The 17,616-nt window shown below is 62.1% G+C and carries 8 protein-coding genes; 5 read left to right on the top strand and 3 right to left on the bottom strand.

The genetic code is table 11. From position 1 onward, the window contains the following. Positions 1-149: 149 nt before the first annotated feature. Positions 150-5,426 carry a right-handed parallel beta-helix repeat-containing protein gene (locus ACMGFH_RS18945; RefSeq protein WP_415380108.1) on the bottom strand — a complete coding sequence of 1,759 codons (5,277 nt, stop codon included), beginning with the start codon at positions 5,424-5,426 and terminating at the stop codon, positions 150-152. Between the two features lie 575 nt (positions 5,427-6,001). On the opposite strand from ACMGFH_RS18945, the gene ACMGFH_RS18940 reads away from it, so the two are divergent. The 5 genes from ACMGFH_RS18940 (at position 6,002) to ACMGFH_RS18920 (ending at position 14,674) form a co-directional block, all read left to right on the top strand. Then, positions 6,002-6,292 (top strand): hypothetical protein, encoded by a 291-nt coding sequence (locus ACMGFH_RS18940; RefSeq protein WP_415380107.1) that lies wholly within the window; start codon positions 6,002-6,004, stop codon positions 6,290-6,292. Positions 6,293-7,083: 791 nt separating this feature from the next. After that, entirely contained in the window at positions 7,084-8,340 is a 1,257-nt protein-coding gene (locus ACMGFH_RS18935; RefSeq protein ID WP_415380105.1) for an RNA-guided endonuclease InsQ/TnpB family protein, read from the top strand. A 1,215-nt stretch (positions 8,341-9,555) separates the two neighbouring features. After that, positions 9,556-10,995 (top strand): sugar transferase, encoded by a 1,440-nt coding sequence (locus ACMGFH_RS18930; RefSeq protein ID WP_415380103.1) that lies wholly within the window; start codon positions 9,556-9,558, stop codon positions 10,993-10,995. Positions 10,996-11,107: 112 nt separating this feature from the next. Then, positions 11,108-13,519 (top strand): hypothetical protein, encoded by a 2,412-nt coding sequence (locus ACMGFH_RS18925; protein ID WP_415380102.1) that lies wholly within the window; start codon positions 11,108-11,110, stop codon positions 13,517-13,519. A 66-nt stretch (positions 13,520-13,585) separates the two neighbouring features. Next, positions 13,586-14,674, top strand: a complete 1,089-nt coding sequence (locus tag ACMGFH_RS18920) for a glycosyltransferase family 4 protein (RefSeq protein ID WP_415380100.1) — start codon at positions 13,586-13,588, stop codon at positions 14,672-14,674. 50 nt (positions 14,675-14,724) lie between these two features. On the opposite strand, the gene ACMGFH_RS18915 is transcribed toward ACMGFH_RS18920, so the two are convergent. Beyond that, positions 14,725-16,209 (bottom strand): sulfatase, encoded by a 1,485-nt coding sequence (locus ACMGFH_RS18915; RefSeq protein ID WP_415380098.1) that lies wholly within the window; start codon positions 16,207-16,209, stop codon positions 14,725-14,727. Beyond that, positions 16,206-17,540 (bottom strand): sulfatase, encoded by a 1,335-nt coding sequence (locus ACMGFH_RS18910; protein WP_415380096.1) that lies wholly within the window; start codon positions 17,538-17,540, stop codon positions 16,206-16,208. Before ACMGFH_RS18910 ends, ACMGFH_RS18915 begins: the two co-directional genes overlap by 4 nt. Positions 17,541-17,616 lie beyond the last annotated feature (76 nt).

Raw genomic sequence — 17,616 nt, 5'->3', positions numbered from 1 at the left:
ATTTCACTCTCTGAAACGATCCCGGTCTGGCGAACCCAGGGTGAAGTAATCGCCAGCGTCAACAGTGTGCTCGGCCTGTCGACGGCGCGAACATCCTGACGGAGTAGAAACTGCCGGGACGAGCGACCGAGTGGAGCCGACCGCTCGCGTCAGCCGAGACTGACGAAGAGGTCCCCCAGTCGCGACACCGCCGCGTCGAGGGTCGCCCTCGCTTCCGCAAGTTCGCCCGCCGTCTCGGTCGGTGTCTGGGCGGTTAGTGCGACATCCGTCGTCGTGGCGGTTTCCGTCTCGGTCGCCGTTGCCGTCGGTGCCGCCGTCGCGGTCTCCGTCGGCGACGGAGTCGGTGCCGCCGTCAGCATCGCGGTCGGCGTTTCCGTCGGGGTTCCGGTCGCTGTCGCCGTATCGGTTGCCGTCGCCGTTGCCGTTGCGGTCGCCGTGTCCGTTGCCGTTGCGGTCGCCGTCTCTGTCGCGGTCTCCGTGCCCGGCGTCTCCGTTGAGGTTGCGGTTGCCGTCTCAGTCGCCGTTCCGGTGAGGGTCCCGGTCGGCGTTGCCGTCGGCGTGTCCGTTGGTTCCTCCGGACGTTCGAACGCGAAGGTCAGGTTCCACTCGCCGTCGACGGGGACGCTCCGGCCGTCGACTGCCTCGGCGCTGGCCGTGTAGGTCCCCGTTTCGAGTTCGGTTCCGTCGATCTGTGCTGTCGTCCCGGCTTCGGCCGTGACGGTCGTCACGACACCAGTCTCGTTCGCCAGGGTCAGGTCGACCGACTCGTCGTTGGGGTTCGCCACGGAGACGTTGTCATCGACGGTCAGCGCGAGCGAGTCGAGGTTCGGCGGGAGTTCGAACTGCCACTCGGACTCCCCGTTGACGGGCACGGATTCACCGGCCAGGGTCGCGGCGGTCAGCGTGTAGTTGCCCGGCTCGAGACCGGTGATCGACTCGTTCGCGCCCGCGTCGACCTGGAGCGACCGGATCGTCCCGGACTCGTTCGTCACGGTCACGGCGAGCGGGCTGTCCGTCGGGTTCTCCGCCCAGACGACGCGATTCCCGACCGTCGCGTTCACGGCGAGGTCGGCCTCGGCCGGGACGGTGACGAGCGCGTAGATCCCGTCGTCGGTGATCGTCTCCGTGACGACCCCGTCCACGGATTCCGTCTCGTTCGCGACCGTCGTCCACTCGGTTCCGTCGTAGCGCCAGAGCTGGACGATGTCGTCGGTCTCGCCGGTCGTATCGGTTTCGTCGGTCTCGTCGTCGAGTTCGAATCGCACCTGGAGGTCACCGTCCAGGCTACTCGCGTTCAGGCCCGGGCCGAGTGCGGTGCCGTCCTCGGGAAGTTCGGGGAGCGCCGCCTGTTCGACGTCGTCGAGCGCGACCGACTCGTCGGTGAACGTGGTGTTCAGCGTCGAGCCGAGGCGGAGCGCGGTCGCGGTCGCACTCTCCTCGGTCGCGTCGAGCGCGAGGCCAACGTTGTCGGTGACCGTGACGTTGTCGAGCGTCGCGCTCTCGTTGAGTAGCAGACCCTCGGCGCCGTTGTCGGCGACGGTGACGTTTTCGAGGTCGACACCGAGTCCGCCGTCGGCCTGCACGCCCGCGCCACCGTTGTTGGAAACGGTCGTCTCGGTGAGGGCGATAGCGCCGCTCGTATCTGACTCGACGCCGGCGCCGTCGTTCCCGGTGACGGTACTGTTCACGACCGTGGCGACGCCGCCGAAGCTGGTGACGACCCCGGATTCGGCGTTGTTCCGGACGATGGAGCGGTCGAACGTGACGTTCGTGCCTTCGGTCGCGCTCACGCCCCACTCGTTGCCCTCGATAGTCGCGTTCTCGACCGCGACGGGGCCGGCCTCGTAGCCGCTGAGGCCGAACTCGTTGTCGGCCAGCGTGACGTTCCGGAGCGTCGCGTTCCGGCCGAGGAGCGAGACGCCGTCGCCGTTGTCACGGAAGACAGAGTCGGCGATCGTGACGTTGAACACGGCGCCGAGCGGGTCGAAGTCAGACTGGACGCCCGCGTTCCAACCGGTCGCCTCCACGTCGCGGATGGTGACGTTGTCGAGGGGCGCATCGTCGAAGTCGGCCTCCTCGCTGTAGATGAAGATCCCGGCGTTGGCCGAGCCCGGTTCGAGCGTCGTGTTCGGGACCGGGCCGTCTCCCTCGATCACGTACCCGTTTCCGTCGATCGTCACGTCCGATGACTGGATCCCGAGGCAGGAACTGTCACCCGTCGCCTGGAGGTCCGCAGTCAGTTCGTACTGGCCAGGTTGGGTGACGTTCCGACAGGCATCTATCGTCAGGTCGGGACCCGTCGCCTCGACGGTGACGGTCAGGTTCGTCTCGCCGTTCAGTAGGACAGTTCTCTCGGCGCTCTCGCCGGTCAGCGTGTAGGTTCCCGGTTCGAACTGCTCGGTAACGGTCTCGTTGGCGGCGACGTCGAACGTCCTGTTTTCGACGCCCTCGGCGGCCGCCGTTACCGTGGCCGCGGCATCGCTCGGGTTCTGGACCGTGAGGTTCTGGTTCGCGGCGGTCACGTTGAGAGCGATCGGGTCCGGTTCGGCGCTCTCGTTGATCGCGATCTCGTAGGCGGACTCGCCTTCGACGAGCACGTCGCGATTCTCGCTCTCGCCGGTCAGCGTGTAGGTCCCCGCCTGGAACTGATCGGTGACGGTCTCGTTGGGGCCGATCTCGAGCGTGCGGTTCTCGACGCCCTCTGCGGACGCCGTCACTGTGACGGCGGTCTCGTTCGGGTTCGTGATCGAGGCGTTCTGGCCGTCGACGACGACGGCGAGATCGATCGGCGCCGGCTCGTCGGGCGCAGTGACGGTGAATTCGTACGTGGATTCTCCGTCGACGAGGACCTGACGAGCGTCGCTATCAGCCGTGAGCGAATAGGAGCCGGGTTCGAACTGCTCGGTGACGGTCTCGCCGGCCGCGATCTCGATCGTCCGGTTGTCGATCGCATCGCCCGAGGCCGTGACCGTGACGGCGCTGTCGCTCGGGTTCTCGATGGTAACGTTCTGGTCCTCCACGGTGACGTCGAGGTCGATCGGCGCCACCTCGGTGATCGTGAACTCGTAGGTGGACTGGCCCTCGAAGACGACCTCGCGGTCGTCGGCCTCGCCGGTCAGGGTGTACGTCCCCGGATCGAGCGTCAGCGTCTCGGTCGCGTCCGCGGCGACTTCGACGCTCTGTTCGTCGCCGGCGTCCTCGGTCGCCGTGACCGTGGCGGTGGCGTTACTCGGATTCTCCAGCGTGAGGGTCTGCCCCTCGACGCTCGCGTTCAGCTCGATCGCCTCGGGTTCGTCCGGTTCGGAGCCGATGGCTTCGATCGTCACCTCCGCTTCGGACTGGCCGTTGACCTGCACCGACCGACCCTCGGTCGTCTCGGCGGTGAGCGTGTACGTTCCCGGGTCGAGTCGCTGTTCGACCGTCCAGTCGCGGGGGACCTCGAAGGTCTCTCGCTCGCCGTCGTCTGCGGTGGCCGTCACGGCCACGCGCTGGTCGTTCGGGTTGTCGACGGTGAGCGTTCGATTCTCGACGGTCGCGCTGAGGCTCTGCAGTTCGTCCCCGACCGAGACGGTGAGTTCGGTTCGGCCGGCGAGTTCGACATCGCGGCCGTCCTCGGTCTCCGCGGTGAGCGTGTACGTCCCGGGGTCGAGTTCGAGCGTGGTGGACTCGCCGGACGCGAGCGTGACCGTCTGCAGGTCGCCGGCGTCGCTCGTCACCGTCACGGTGACCGCGACGTCGTTCGGATTGGCGAGGAACACCGTCTCGTCGTCGGCCGAGGCGAACAGGCTGCGCAGGCGGTCCGGTTCGTCTCCGTCGTCACCGTCGTCGTCATCCCGCTCGTCGGCCTCGGGGTCCTCGGCGGTCCCCTTCGCGTAGTTGTAGATGGTCACTTCCTGGGTGACGTTGATCTCGATCGCCGTCTGGACGGTGGTGGCGGCCGCGCGCTGGGTCGACGTCTGTATCTGTTCGATGCTGACGTCCTGAGCTTGCGTGAGTGCGAGCGACCCCTCACTCGCTCCCTGTGCCGCTGCCTGAATCTGGACGACCGATGCGCCCTGGGACTGCGAAAGCGCGCCCCTGGCCGCGCTGTCGGCGATGATCTGTATCTGGACGATGTTGATCTGCTGGATCTGGATGACGGTGCCCGATGCCGCGCCGGTGGCCGCGGCCTGAATCTGCCGGACGTTCGTCACCTGGTACTGGACCGCGGAGCCGACCGCGCCCGCGGCCGCGCCGAACGCCGCCTGCTGGACCTGCACGATCCGCACCGACTGGGCCTGCGTGAGCGTTCCGCTGGCGGCCCCGAGCGCCGCAGCCTGAATCTGGACGACCGTCGCGCCCTGAGATTGGGAGAGCGCGCCCTCGGCGGCGCCCATCGACGATTGCTGGATCTGGGCGACGGTTACGTTCTGGCTCTGGGCCAACGCGCCCTTACAGGCGCCTCGCGCCGCTGCCTGGATCTGCGTGATCGTCACCTGCTGGACCTGAACGAGCGTGCCCTGCGCGGCGCCCATCGCCGACTCCTGGACCTTCTTCGGGTTCGCGCCGCTCGGACTCTCGACCGCGCCGCCCGCTGCGCCGAACGCCGCCGCCTGCCGTTGCGTGACGTTCACGCGCTGGCGCTGTTCGAGCGAGCCGTAGGCGGCGCCCTGCGCGGCTTCCTGAACCTGCGTGACGTTCACCCGCTGGGTCTGCGTCGCGCCCTGAGACTCGTCGTCAGCGGCCGGATTCGCGTGCGCCGCGCCGGCCGCGGCGCCGACCGCGGCGAACTGGATCTGCGTGACGTTCGCGCGCTGGTGCTGAGCGACCGAACCGTGGGCCGCGCCGTACGCTGCGGCCTGCTGCTGCGTGACGCTCGCCGACTGCGACATCGCGCCCGCCGCACTCGCGTACACGCCGGCCTGGACCTGCGTGATGTTCACCTGCTGGGACTGCAGTAGCGCGCCGTGGGACGCGCCCTTCGTGGCGGCCTGGATCTGCTCGACGGACGCGTTCTGGAACTGCGCGGCCGCGCGGAGCGAGCTGTTGATGGTCGCGTTGAGCTGGGCCTGGGTGACGTTGACGCCCTGCTCCTGGACGAGTTGTGCACCTTCACGTGCGCCCGCTCTCGCGGCCTCCTGCTGGCTTTCGTTCAGCGACTCGTTGACGGAGACGTCAGTATCGGCGTCAACGCTCGCGAGTGCTTCGAGTTGATCACTAAGTTCGTCGTAGGGAACCTCGTCGACTTCCTGAAGCGAGGTCGGTGTCGTTGGATCTGCCGACGACTGCTGGCTAGCTGGTGACTGTGTCGATACGCCTGGCTGTGCGTCGACTGTCGTCCGATCGTCTATCGAGTCGGGTTGTGCTCCGTCTGTCGCCGCGACTGTCGGCGCGAAGACGCTACAGACCATCAGGACGACGAGTCCGATCGGGACCGCGTCGTTCATCGTCGCCTCCAGCGGTCGTCGCTACGTCGTTCGCGTCCGCTCGAAACTCGTGGTGGAATAGTTCGGTAAGTCATTATCTGAGGGTGTGGCGAGCGGATCGCTCGCCGTATCTGACGAGAGGACGGTAAACTCAGTCGACAGATAAACCCCTGAGACCGTCGGTTTCGGGGACAAATCCGTAAGTTCAGGTTACCCGCTCGGTGCGAGAAGCAGCCGTGACAACCGGACCCTACTGTGGCGCTGCCTGGAGAGCGGGCACGATGGAGACTCCAATCTCCGGGGCACATCGCGTTCAACACGGCGGACTGTCTCCAGCCCGTGAGTGAGGACAGTGTTTACTGATACCGTGGATCAAATACGCCTTTGTCGCGGAGACAGGAGAACAACGATGGCGGCGACGGAGTATCGTGAGGACGGAGTAACAGAACGCTACCGCAGTACTGGCCGACCTGAGGGGACCAATAGACCTCTACGACCGACTCCTATTCGAAGACGGGCTCGACGCCGAATTTCCGAACGTGGTGACCTAACCGTCCGAGATCACGTGGCAGACGAAGTCCATCGGTTGCCCCCTAATGGATAATTACAAGAGCACAGCGGATGGCCGCCTCTTCAGGGAAGAGACAGACTACGAGCTCGTGCCCGAAACGGAACGACCGGGATACGACGAGGAGATCGAGGGGTTCGAGACATCACTCGACGAAATGAGGGGAAGCCAGCGGAAGGTCCACCGTGGCTGGACAGACGTCTCGTATCACGGTATCTTCGAGTTCCACAGCGTAATCGACGGAGAGGACGTCAGTCTGGAAGCGAAGTTCACGGACGGGACGCTAGTAACGATCAGACGTAGCGGAAGAGATGGATGAAACTGAGTTCGCAGTCGGGCGAGGCCTGCTCCTCGAAGTGATTCCCTTCGATACAATCGTAGACTGTTTCAGTCAGTCTTCGCTCGACGGGAGGGGCGCTACCGCACGACAGTAAGACCGATAGAGAACGCTCGCAGATGAAGAAAATGGAGAGCGGCGTGTCGCGCCGAACGACGGTCAGTCGTGTACGCATCGAAGCACTCGAATACGTCATCGGTCGTGAACAGACTCACATCGGAACGGTCAGCCGCGTATTCGCGGAGATCAGCAGTGAACTCCCGTTTCGAAAACAGCCCGTAGCTGACCGAACGATCCGATCCGCGCCACCGTACCTCCGCTTCGGGTGACTCGAGGTCCCGAAGGAGCCCTCGTCCGACCGAGTCGTCTGTTTACTTGCACTCACGAGGAGGAGCGGCTTGGTGCTGTCATCGACTCCAGCGACAACTGGTGTCGCCGGTGACTAGCGTCGACGGAGCGAGAGAGCCGCCTAACCGGGCACGAATTGGGTGACGGATACGAACGAATAGGGCAAGCGCGGGTGTTCGTCTGGCGTCGGTAGCTAGTCGTCTCGGGTCTCGATCGGCAGTCGTCGGCCAGCGTCACTGTACCCAGTTGCTGCGTCCACCGGTGACACCAATTGTCCGCGGATGATATATTGAATCGACCACGCCGCATATCTGCAACCCCACGATATCGATGATTTCCCCTTAATACGGCCTCAGTAGCAGATACTTCCGGAAGTCAAGGTTGGAAACTCCCCGCTAGTATAACTGATTTATGAACACAGCACGATGCTGGAGACAACCCGCACGTACGTCGCCCAAATCACGAACCACAGTCAGGTTCGTGGCGACCTCGACCAGTGTGGGGTCTCCGCTTCGAAACTGTGGAACGTCGGACGCTACTACATCCAACAGCGGTGGGATGATGACGGTGAGATACCCGACGAAGCCGAGCTGAAGTCGGAATTGAAAGATTACGAACGCTATAGTGACCTGCATTCGCAGTCGAGTCAGCGAGTTCTCGAAGAACTTGCTGAGGCGTTCACCGGCTGGTACAACTCCGACGACGGTAACAACCCACCGGGCTACCGGAAACGTGGCGACGACCACCCGCGCTCCACCGTCACGTGGAAGAAGCGAGCTATCAAACACGACGATAAGCACGGTCAACTCCGCCTCTCGAAAGGCTTTAACTTGAAAGAGAGTCGATCGGACTTCATCCTCGCGGAGTACGAAACCCGCCCCGACGTACAAGTCGAGAATATCCAGCAGGTGCGTGCCGTCTGGAACGGCGACGAGTGGGAACTCCATCTCGTCTGTAAGAAAGAGATTGCAGTCGAAGACACACCCGGAGACAAGACGGCGGGCATCGACCTCGGCGTCAGCAACTATCTCGCCATCGACTACGAAGACGGTGCGAGTGAACTGTATCCGGGCAACGTACTAAAAGAAGACAAGCATTACTTCACCCGCGGGGAGTACCAGACCGAAGGCGAGAACGGCCCGTCGAAACGTGCGTTGGAGGCTCGGCAGACACTCTCCCGACGCAAAGACCACTTGCTCCACACCCTCTCGAAATACACCGTGCAACGGTGTGTCGAAGAAGGCGTAGAGAAGATAGCAGTTGGCGACCTCAGCGGCATTCGAGAAGACGATGGTGGAGAGACTCGGAATTGGGGTGCGTCGGGGAACAAGAAACTCCACGGATGGGAGTTCGACCGATTCACTCGTCTGCTCGAATACAAGGCCGAAGAACACGGCATCCTCGTTGACCGTGTAGATGAGGAGAACACATCGAAGACGTGTTCGTGTTGCGGGCAGATCCGTGACAGTAACCGTGTGGAGCGTGGACTGTACGTCTGTTCGTCGTGCAAAACGACGATGAATGCAGATGTGAATGGTGCGGTGAACATCCGGCGAAAGATAACTCAGAGTCTCCCGACGGGGGATATGAGTAATGGCTGGTTGGCACAGCACGGAGTCTTCCTGTTCGACCGCGAGAGCGGACGGTTCACACCGAGAGAGCAGAGAGACTGCAAACCGTAATATCCCAACGCTCGGGATTCCTCCGGCTTTAGCCGGAGGAGGATGTCAACTCGAACACCGTCTCTTGCGGGACCCGGAAATCGTCGTCGAAGCGCTCGACATGTCGGAGTCGAACTGACTGCCGTCCGTTGGATTTTCACTCGGTGCGAGGGGTGTGTGGCATGGATGGTGGAACTGGTCAGAAGTGGGCTGGATTAGTTCGAGAGACTGGGACCGTCTAGTTCAACACCACCCCCGCTGGCATATGGCCATCTCGTACGGCAACAGCTGATCGTCCTTCTTTACTCCAGAAGGCCCGTTGCTAATCTTCGATTTCACGCAGAGCCATCGACAGTACCTCAAGGTTGAAGTGGTCACCGGGAACAGCGATTATCAGCTGACAGTCGTGTTACTAGTTATTTCTCGGATCTACAACCACTCGGTGGTCGGCAGATTTCCCACAATTCGGCCAGAGTTCCATAGAATTCCGAAATGCAATGGTGGAGAATATCCGCTAGTATAGTGGCAGATTCATCAGAATCGTGTCTAGACAATCGGTAGACCACTGGAATGAAGGAGTGAGATGCTCCTGAGACACTCACCCGGCCGAAATCCTCATGGAGCGCAGTCAGTAATTGGCCTGCATCGAACATTGTCGCAATTCCAAATTGTTGCAACCTTAGCGTATGAACGGCTCTCACGCCAAGGTTTCCGATCTCAGTGGTGCGATGCAATGGGGTTATTAACATGTTTTCGTGACTGGCCTCATCGACGAGGTCAACGAAAAAATGTGTCTCTGTACGGCGAGTGTCCAATACTGGCCCATTTCCAGGGAGTCGCAAACGAGGGATTTCTGGAGTGTCTGAACGCAGTTTGGGGTGTGAAAACCGGATTATAGCGGGTAATGAAGCAAGAAGGATGTGCTAACCATAGGCGAGACCCAGGGTTGTTCCGTCCGATGTGAGAATTGCAGGGGTTTGAAGATCGCGGTTCGATTGGGAGAGATAGTCGAGAATATGGCAGATTACCTCGAGGGTGTGATCCGATAACGAACGATTTCGAGCGGAAAGCACTGTTCCGTGTGAGTCCGGAAATCGTCAGTGAATTGCTTGCCTTGTCGAAACTGAACTGACTGTAGTCCCGCGAATTTTCACTCGGTGCGAGGGTTGCGAGTCGTCGTCTCTCGCGCATGACTGTCGTAGCCCTTATGCCATCCCCCAGTAGTTACAGATAATAATGGCCATCCGGTGGCGGTATCGCCTCGCGAGCGTTGTCGGGACTGTGTTCCTGACAGCGTTCGCGGTGTTAATCGCCAATCACGCCGTCGTGCAAGAGCTGTTCAGTCAGGTCCCGTACTTCGGACGACCTGCTCCGGCCGTCCTCGCCGATGGTGATCTGACCGGCGCCATGTCGACGGTTCTCGTCGTGACGCTGGCCGCGATGTGGCCGGTCTTCAAACCGCGCCCTCGCCGCATTCTCGATACGATGCTATTGACCCAGAAGCGGGTCTTCCTCGCGATGGTCGGCCTCGCGGCGCTGGGCTATTACGACTACAGTTACAGCGTGCCGCGGTCGACGCTCATGCTCCTGACGGTCTTCCTACTCGCTGCGTTACCGGCCTGGATGATTGCGATTCGCCGGCGTCCGAGGTCACAATCGCGAGCAATCATCATCGGCGACGACCCGCAGGCGATGGAGGACCTGCTGGCAGCAACAGACGTGCCTGTGCTGGGATACGTCTCGCCGCCGTCCTCATACGTTGCCGCTGACCGTCGAGAGTTCGGGTCCCCCGAGATGGCAGACGGGGGAATCACAACGAGTCGGCTCAACGAGTTATCGGCGCTGGGTGGGCTCTCACGGCTCGACGAAGTGCTAGTGAAATACGATATCGACACCGCCCTTCTGGCATTCACTGAGACCGATCGGGCGGAGTTCTTTGGAACGCTGGCGGAATGCTATGATCATGGTGTGACCGCACAGGTTCACCGCGACTATGCCGATACCGTCCTGACCGAAGGAGTCGCGGGCGGTGACATCGTCGAGGTTGACCTCGAACCGTGGGACTGGCAGGACCACGTCACCAAGCGAGCCTTCGATGTTACCTTTGCGCTGTCGGCGTTGGCCGTTCTCTCACCGCTACTTACCGTCATCGCGGCAACGATCAAGCTCGACAGTCCTGGACCAGTATTGTACGCCCAGAAACGAACCGCCGAGTTTGGCGATACCTTCACCGTCTACAAGTTCCGGAGCATGATCACCGACGCTGAGGCCGAGACCGGGGCGAAGCTGAGTGAGGAGGACCACGGCGGTATTGACCCACGGGTGACCCGGGTGGGGGGCGTACTTCGGAGGACACACTTGGACGAGATCCCCCAACTGTGGTCCATTCTAGTCGGCGACATGAGTGTCGTCGGGCCACGGCCCGAAAGACCTGAACTTGACGAAGACATCGAGTCCTCTGTGGGGGAATGGCGCAGGCGCTGGTTCGTCCGTCCTGGGTTGACCGGTCTCGCACAGGTGAATGACGCGACAGGTCACGAACCGGCCGAGAAGTTGCGCTACGACATCGAGTACATCCGAAAACAGTCGTTCTGGTTCGATCTGAAGGTCGTCATCCGCCAGCTGTGGTTGGTCGGTACAGACGCCTTTGACGCCGTCCTCAGATCCGGTGACTAAGTATAATTCACTGTCGTGGGCTGCCACGGACGAGATGCTAGATGCTGGATGTGGTGCCGCCACGGGACGGCATCCCGATGGGTTTATTTTTCGACCGTAAATTAGTCGCCGTATGGATGACGCGGACGCTGTCGCCAACGTTCTTGACGAGCGTCCAGAACTTGAATCCCCGCTCAAGACCGCACTGGCAATCGATGAGGAGACCGACGCCTGGACGTTCGAGGAACTGCCGGTAGACTCCGGTGCATTCGGCGAACTCGTCTCACGCGGACTCATCGAACAGGTTGAAGATGGCGAAGGGTACCGCGTCACGGACCCCAGAGCGGCCCGCGTGGCGCTCGCGAACGATGGGAGGGACGAACTCGGAACGGGGGGCGGGTCGAAAGGTGTTTCCGACCGCGGACCGCCGCTGGGTGGGGACACTCTCGCCGCGCCGGTGTATACCGTCGATTTGACTGCGGTCACAGCTTTCGCGGGGGCGATATTAGCGGTCATTCTCGCACGAGTATACGTCTACGGGTCAATATTTCGGGACGGGGCGGTCGTCCTCTCGGGGAATGACCCCTATCACTATCGCTACTGGGTCGAACAGGTGCTGGCTGCCTCGGGTGGGGCATTTAATCCGTCGGGGCTCGCGACGCTCCCGCGGGGGATCCTTGAAGGGGAACCGCTATTCGTCGCGACCCTGTGGGCGTTCGCGGTACTCTTCGGCGGCGATGCGACCGCCGCCGGGTGGGTGCTTGCGTGGTATCCCGTCCTCGCCGCCGCTATCACTGGTGGACTGACGTATCTACTGACGAGGGCGGTGACCGACGACCGCCGGGTCGCGCTGGCGGCGGTGCTGTTACTCGCGATAACCCCGGCCCACGCCTTCCGGACGTCTCTGGGGTTCGCCGACCACCATGCCTTTGACTACGTATGGCTACTCGTGACTGCCACAGCGCTCGTCCGAGCCACACCGCCGTTTGGGGGAGAAACCGGCGGCGAGGCGGGCGGTCTCGGGACTGGAACACTTCGAGACCTCCACCGATGGACGTGGGCAGGGCTAATTGCCGTCGGGGTCGTCGGGCAGACTCTCGCGTGGGATGCAGGGCCCCTGTTCCTGGTTCCGCTGGGCGGCTACGTCGTAGCGCGAGTCTTCTCCGATGTCCGCACCGGGATACGACCGGTTGTAACGCACGGTCCGACGGTAGCGGCTATTGCGCTCGCGGCTGGCGTCGTCTACGCGGTCCATACTGTTTTCGACTGGCACTCGGCGACAGTCGCAATCGTTCCTGTACTACTCTTTCTCGGAGTTTTCGTGGTCGTCATCGCTGGAGAGCTCGCCCTACGTTTCGAACTGTCAGTGTCGGCATTCGCGAGCCGCTTGGCCGCGTTGTTGATCTTTGGGGTAGTTGCCGTCCATACGTTCGTCCCGGATCTCTCATCGTCGTTAGTCGCCGGACTCCAGACGATATTGGCGTCCCGAAGTATCGCCGAGACGCAGGCGCTGCTGGACGCGGACACGTTTGGCTGGCTGCTCCTGTTCGGGTTCGTCCTCGTCATAGCGGTCCCATATCTTCTGTGGGCGACCGTCGAGAGCTACCGCGGCGCATCGGGGTGGTACCTACCGGTAGTCTACGGTTGGTATTTGCTTGGGCTAACGTTCTTTCAGGTTCGGTTCGCCGGCCAGCTGTCGATGTTTGTGGCCGTCTTTGCAGGGTTGGCGTTCGTCCACGCCGCCCACGTCGTCGACCTGACGGCGCCACCAGTACCGTTCGCCGACGAAAGTGAGACCACACCGATAGAATTGTTCGAGTGGCGCCGCGTCGCACAACTGGCCGTCCTCTTCGCGCTCATTGGTAGCCTCGGGTTCGTGCAGGTCCCGGTCAAGATGAGTCAGGTGGTGACCGACGGTGGCGAATACCGAACGGCCGCATGGATGGACGACTATGCTGACGAGCGCAGTTGGGAGTACCCAGACAACTACGTATTCAGTCCCTGGGGCCAGAACCGGATGTTCAACTACTTCGTCAACGGGGAATCGCGATCCGACGACTACGCACAGGAAAACTACGGGCGGTTCGTCACGTCGGGGGACGGTAGTCAGTGGTACAAACGACTCCGGAACCAGGCCGGCTTCGTCGTCACGACACCGGCCGTCGTGAGCAAGCAGTCGCAGATCGGGACGCGACTTTATCGCAACCACGGGAGCGGCACGGGCGCGGTACCGTCACTCGACCACTACCGTCTTGTCCACATTGAGGACGAGTTCAAGGTGTTCACACTCGTGCAGGGAGCGGTGATCGAAGATGTCGCCACACCGAACTCGACCGTGACCGCCCGGGTAAACGTCACCGTCTCCGGCGAGTCGTTCACCTATACCGAACAGGCGGCTGCGAGTGCAAGCGGGGGAGTATTCTTCCGTGTCCCGTATCCGGGTACGTACCAGATCGGAGATGACACGGTCGTAGTCAACGAGTCGGCAGTCTTGAACGGGAAGCGGGTCCTCACGACCGACGTTACGGGTGATATGGGAGAGTAACTGTCGGTTAGGCCACTGTCTTGGATCACGGCGTTCATGTGCCCCCCGACTCCACATTTGAGGTACATGCGGATCCTTCGGGTCGCACAGACCGTATATCCAGACGTAAAAGGCGGGGGTGCCTATCACGTCCACGCGCTGAGCCGCGATCAGGCGGCGATGGGCCACGAAGTCACGCTCGTTACCATCCGGCGCAACTCCGGTATACCCGCAAGAGAAGAACGTGCCGGGTACACGATTAGACGCTACGACCCAGCGGTGACGCTGCTGGGCAACGAGATCAGCCCGCGACTTGCGAAGTCAGTTTTCGACACCACGGGATACGACGTGGTTCACGCTCACTCGCACCTATACTTCTCAACGAACGTCGCGGCGCTCAAGCGCCGCCTCGGCGACACACCGCTGGCGATCACTAATCACGGCCTCTATTCTCAGACTGCGCCGGAGCGAGTGTTCGACTACTATCTTAGAACGCTCGGCAGGTGGACGTTCAACCGCGCCGATGTCGTGTTCTGTTACACCGACACCGACCGACAGCGGCTTCGTGAGTTCGGAGTCTCGACCCACATCAATGTCATCCCGAACGGTATCGACACGAGCCGTTTCTGCCCGGACGGCTCAACGAGCGAGCACATCGATAGCGACGGACCGGCCCTCTTATTTGTAGGGCGATTGATAAGCGGCAAGCGTCCCGAACTGGCCGTCGAAGCCCTCGCAGCAGTCCGCGAGAGCCATCCTGAAGCCGTGCTCTACATCTGTGGCGACGGGCCGCTCCGTGCAGATTTATCCGATCGAGCAAATGAACTCGGCGTTTCCAGAGGGGTTCAGTTTCTGGGCCACGTCCCCTACGAGAAGATGCCGGCAGTGTTCAGAAGCGGCGACGTTCTGCTGTTGCCAAGTCGTGCTGAGGGACTGCCGCGGACAGTCTTGGAAGCGATCGCGTGTGGCGTTCCTGTAGTCTGCTCGCATCTCGATCAACTCGAGGCTGTCGTCTCCGGACGTGGCACTCTCGTTAACGGGACTGAGCCCACGGAGTTCGCCGAGGCGGTCCGTGAGTGGCTAGACGACGGCACGGTAGACCCACTTGGAGGCGAACACACCTGGGCGACAACGGTCGATCGGACGACAGAACAACTCAAGTCACTATGTTCGTGAGTCCGCGGCGATTCGCACCGAGGACACCGGCTCAGCTTGGTTATGGCCGTTCACTGCAGGTAGCCTAGATCCTCCAGTCGCTCAGTGGTGTCAGTGCCCATCTCGACATCATCGTTGTACTCGACATGTTCGAACGAGTCGCACCACCCGTCAAGGTCGGCTACCAACCGGTCCCGGACATCAGGGTATTCGGCGGCAAGGTCGGTCATCTCCTCCGGGTCCTCCGCGACCCGGTAGAGTTCGGTCGTCTCGTCGGACCCACGAACCAGTTTCCACTCCGACGTGCGTATCGACCGGAGTTCACGGTCATACCGGCGGACCTCTGACGGTAACTCGCCCACGCGGTCCTCGAGCGCCGCCATCGATGGCTGTGGCGCCATGTACTCTGCGACCGTCCACGTGCGAGACGTCGCGTCGGCCTCCGGATGGAACGAGCGACCCTGAGCTGCCTCACGAAAGGCCGGTGCCTCGACGCCGGCGGCATCAAGTAGCGTCGGTGCGACGTCCGTCAGCTGTACCGGGCCATCGACAGCGCCACCGGTGAAGGGACCGCCATGAAGGATCAGCGGAACGTGCAACAGTGTATCGTAGAGGCAGTACTGGTGGTCCATCAGTCCATGCTCGCCGACGTTCTCACCGTGGTCACCGGTGACGACGACGACCGTGTCTTCCCACTCCCCTGCGGCCTCCAGCAGGGATCGGAGCTCGCCGATCCGGTCGTCAATGTAGGCGAGCTCGGCGCGGTAGAGCGCTCGCAGTATCTCGAACTCCCGTTCCGTGATGTCGACCGTCCCGGCGACGTATCCCCAGGCGTCCTGCTCGACAGCCATCGCCTCGTTGTACTCGACGCCGTCGGGCAGGAACCGGTCGGCGTGAGTCCGCGGCGGGCGATATTCGAGGTGCGGTTCGAGGTAGTTGACGAACAGGAAGAACGGTCCGGGGTCGCGGTTGACCAGCCAGTCAGCAATCCACTCGTTTGTCCGGGCGGCCCCGTCGTCGTCGGTCTTGCGAAAGAACCGCCCGTACAGCGCGTTCATGACGTTGACTATGGGGTTCCCGTCCGCGAGCGCCCCGATGAGTGCCTGGAACATATCGGCACCTTCGTGCTCACGGGCGACCCGTCCGAGGTCGGTGTCAGACTGGACGTACTGCCAAGTCTTGAAGAACGTATCGAAACCCCGTGCGAAGCCGAACTCCTCGCTGACCCAGGTGTTGTTCGAGACGGCTACGGTCTCGTAGCCCGCCGCTGCGAACGCCTCGGCGATCGTCGGGTGCTCCTCTTCGAGTCGCTTGTGGTCGGCGTGGGCACCATGCCTCGAGGAGTGGGCGCCGGTAAAGAGCGAGGCATGGGAAGGCAAGGTCCAGGGTGCTGTCGCGAACGCGTCGGGGACGACCACCCCCTCGTCGGCTAGTCGCGACAACTCGGGGAAGGCCTCGCCGTCGACACGCCGCCCATCGGTTAAGACGGTCTTGGCACGGGCGGTGTCTAGAACGATTAGGACGACGCTGGTCCCGTTGCCGGCAGATGTGATCATTTGTAGCCCAGTGCCTCAAGCCGCTCGGATACCGCATCGTCCTCGTGCTCCTCGATATCGGGGACATCGACGCCTTCGGAGGTCGCCTCGATGCTATCGATACGCGCGTCCAGACGCTCACAGAAACGGTCAAGCACGTCGGGAAAGTCTGCGGAGACATCGGTCTCTTCTTCGGGGTCGGCCTCGATATTGTACAGCAGTTGTTCGTCAACCTGCCCGTCGTAGAGGAACTTCCACTTGTCGGTCCGAAAGCCGAAGCGGAGTGCGTCGTCGCCGCGCATCTCCTTTTCGGTCACGACGACATCGTAGCTCGGCTCTGCGCCCTCGAGGATGGGTATCAGCGACTCACCTTCCATGCGGGTTTCCATCTCGGCTGAGAGGTCCGCGTTGGCGAGATCAAGCATCGTCGGGAGCAGGTCGACGGTCCGGACGAGCGCATCAACATCAGACGGTTGGGTCACGTCGGTGTCGTCGGGGAATCGGACGATACAGGGGACGCGCGTGAGTTCGTCGTAGGGGAGGTTCCCGTGGCCGTAGCGGCCGTGTTCCATGAACTCGTCGCCGTGGTCGCCGACGATGATTACCGCCGTGTTCGCGAGGTCACCGCTGGCTTCGAGATCGTCGAGGAGCCGCCCGATCTCGTGGTCAAGATACTCGACTTCCTTCCGGTAGTTGGTCCACAGCTCAGCGTGTTCGGCCTCGGTGATGGCCTCGGGGGAATTGACGGCAGCCTTACGCCAGAGCCGCTCCGCCCTGAACTTGTTTCGATAGGTAAAGTCGTCGCCGGGGAGATACGGGCCGTGGACATCCATGTACTGAGTCCAGAGGAACCACGGTTCCCCGGCGGCCCGCACCCACGACGCGAGGTCAGCGTTGACTCTCCCGGCAGGCCTGTAGGGCGTCCGCCTGAGGATTCGGGCGAACTTATTGGCGTATAACAACAGCTCGTCGGGCGCGTTTTCGACGAGGCCGTCCGGGTCGTAGGGGAGAATATTCTCCTCGAAGGTGTCGAATCCGCGGTGGAAGTTGCGCAGCCGGGAGACGTTTGGGTTGGAGTGGATGGCTCCGGTTTCGTAGCCGTTGCGCTGGAACTGCTCTGCCATCGTCGGCTGGTTCTCCTCGAGGTACCAGTGTCCGCCGTAATCGAGAGGGTATCGTCCGGTCAACATCGATGTCATCGACGGCGCGGTACTGATCCCCTGGGCGAAACATCGTTTGAAGGTCACCCCTTCACTCGCGAGAGCGTCCAGATTTGGGGTATCGAACTCGTCGCCGAAGACGGCGTCGTACCGGAGGGAGTCGACGACGAGAAACAGGACATTGGCGCTCATTGCCACCGGATTCAGGATCGAGACGATTAAGCGTTTCTGACGGGAGATGACAGCCCACGATCGATCTGGATCGCCG

It is taken from the genome of Halosimplex rarum (genome assembly GCF_047715405.1).
In the GTDB taxonomy this organism is placed as follows: domain Archaea; phylum Halobacteriota; class Halobacteria; order Halobacteriales; family Haloarculaceae; genus Halosimplex; species Halosimplex rarum.
Note: the sequence above shows the minus strand (reverse complement) of the source record. Positions and strands in the feature narration are given on the sequence as shown.

Excerpts from the sequence above, each read along its gene's own strand:
- ACMGFH_RS18915 (WP_415380098.1), bottom strand. The coding sequence starts at position 16,209 with ATGATCACATCTGCCGGCAACGGGACCAGCGTCGTCCTAATCGTTCTA.
- ACMGFH_RS18925 (WP_415380102.1), top strand. The coding sequence starts at position 11,108 with ATGGATGACGCGGACGCTGTCGCCAACGTTCTTGACGAGCGTCCAGAA.
- ACMGFH_RS18935 (WP_415380105.1), top strand. The coding sequence starts at position 7,084 with ATGCTGGAGACAACCCGCACGTACGTCGCCCAAATCACGAACCACAGT.
- ACMGFH_RS18945 (WP_415380108.1), bottom strand. The coding sequence starts at position 5,426 with ATGAACGACGCGGTCCCGATCGGACTCGTCGTCCTGATGGTCTGTAGC.
- ACMGFH_RS18930 (WP_415380103.1), top strand. The coding sequence starts at position 9,556 with ATGGCCATCCGGTGGCGGTATCGCCTCGCGAGCGTTGTCGGGACTGTG.
- ACMGFH_RS18940 (WP_415380107.1), top strand. The coding sequence starts at position 6,002 with ATGGATAATTACAAGAGCACAGCGGATGGCCGCCTCTTCAGGGAAGAG.
- ACMGFH_RS18910 (WP_415380096.1), bottom strand. The coding sequence starts at position 17,540 with ATGAGCGCCAATGTCCTGTTTCTCGTCGTCGACTCCCTCCGGTACGAC.
- ACMGFH_RS18920 (WP_415380100.1), top strand. The coding sequence starts at position 13,586 with ATGCGGATCCTTCGGGTCGCACAGACCGTATATCCAGACGTAAAAGGC.